The sequence below is a fragment of the Kitasatospora sp. NPDC048296 genome (assembly GCF_043201815.1).
Classification (GTDB): Bacteria; Actinomycetota; Actinomycetes; order Streptomycetales; family Streptomycetaceae; genus Kitasatospora.
In genome coordinates this window covers 2,735-4,426 of the sequence record NZ_JBICZB010000156.1, presented here as the reverse complement: position 1 = coordinate 4,426, position 1,692 = coordinate 2,735, and the positions used below count along the sequence as shown (strand labels likewise).

Sequence of the window (1,692 nt, the reverse complement as noted above, 5' to 3'; positions counted from 1 at the left end):
ATGGCCTCGGTCGCGTACGGCCCCGAAGCGATCGTGCTGGTGCTGGCCGCCGCCGGTTCGTACGGGCTGGGCTTCACCCTGCCGGTCACGGTGGCGATCGCCGTGCTGCTCGCGGTGCTGGTCGCCTCCTACCGGCAGGTGATCGCGGCCTTCCCGGACGGCGGCGGCTCCTACGCGGTGGCCAAGGCGCACCTGGGCCGCCGGACGGCACTGACCGCGGCCGCCTCGCTGGTGATCGACTACATCCTGAACGTCGCGGTCTCGGTGACCGCCGGCGTCGCCGCGCTCACCTCCGCCGTCCCCGGCCTGTACGAGGGCCGGGTCTGGCTCTGCCTGGGCGTGCTCGCCCTGGTCACCGCCGTGAACCTGCGCGGCATCGCCGAGTCGGCGCGCTGGTTCATGGTCCCGACCGCCGTCTTCGTCCTCGCCATCATGGCGATCATCGTGGCCGGCCTGTTCCGGGACGCCCCGGCCAGCACCGAGGCCGCCGCGGGCCACGCCTCCGTGCTCGCCGAGAACGCCACCGCGGTCGGCGCGCTGCTGCTGCTCAAGGCCTTCGCGGCCGGCTGCTCGGCGCTGACCGGCGTCGAGGCGGTGGCGAACGCCGTCCCCTCCTTCCGCACCCCGCGGGTGAAGCGGGCGCAGCACACCGAGGTCGCGCTCGGCGCCCTGCTCGGCGTGATGCTGATCGGCCTGGCCGTGCTGATCGGCCGCTTCCACCTCCAGCCGGTCGAGGGCGTCACCGTGCTCGCCCAGCTCGCCGACGCCTCGCTCGGCCACGGCGCCGGCTTCTACGTCGTCCAGTTCGCCACCGTGGTCCTGCTCGGCCTGGCCGCCAACACCTCCTTCGGCGGCCTGCCGGTGCTGATGGACCTGCTGGCCCGGGACAACCACCTCCCGCACGTGTTCGCGCTGCGCGCCGACCGCCAGGTGTACCGGTACGGCGTGCTGTTCCTGGCCGCGGTGTCGGCCGCGCTGCTGGTCGGCTCCGGGGGTGACGTCAACAGCCTGGTGCCGCTGTTCTCGATCGGCGTCTTCGTCGGCTTCACCATCTGCCAGGTCGGCATGGTCCGGCACTGGCTCCTGAACCGCCCGGCCGGGTGGCGGTGGAAGGCCGCGCTGAACGGCTTCGGCGCGCTGCTGACGGGCGTCGCCACCCTCGTGGTGACCGGCACCAAGTTCACCGAGGGCGCCTGGGGCATCGTGGTGGCCCTGCCGCTGCTGGTGATGCTGTTCGAGGCGATCCACCGCAGCTACGAGCGGATCGGCGAGCGCCTGGAACTCGGCCGGGTGCCGGACGCGGTGACCCGCCGGCGCAGCCTGGTGGTGGTCCCGGTGACGGCGATCACCCGGCTCACCCGGGACGGCCTGTCGGCGGCGCTGTCGCTGGGCGACGAGGTGCTCGCGGTCACCGTGGTGCACGAGCCGGCCGACGCCGAGGCGCTGCGCCGGGACTGGGAGCTGTGGCAGCCGGGCGTGCCCCTGGTGGAGATACCGGAGGACCACCGGCGCCTCGGCCTGCCGATCGCCGAGTTCGTCAACAGGCTCGGCGAGGAGCACGCCTACGACCGGCTCACCGTGCTGATCCCCGAGGTCGAGCCCGCCCACTGGTGGCAGCGGGCGCTGCAGAACCGGCGCGGCGCCGTGATCGACCGCGCCCTGCGCCGGCACACCGACGCGGTGGTCTGCCGA

Annotated in this window: 1 protein-coding gene; it reads left to right on the top strand. The window is 73.8% G+C overall.

What is annotated here, in order from left to right; genetic code table 11:
• On the top strand, positions 1 to 1,692 hold a 1,692-nt coding region (locus ACGF12_RS37950; RefSeq protein WP_393041036.1), incomplete at both ends, for an APC family permease.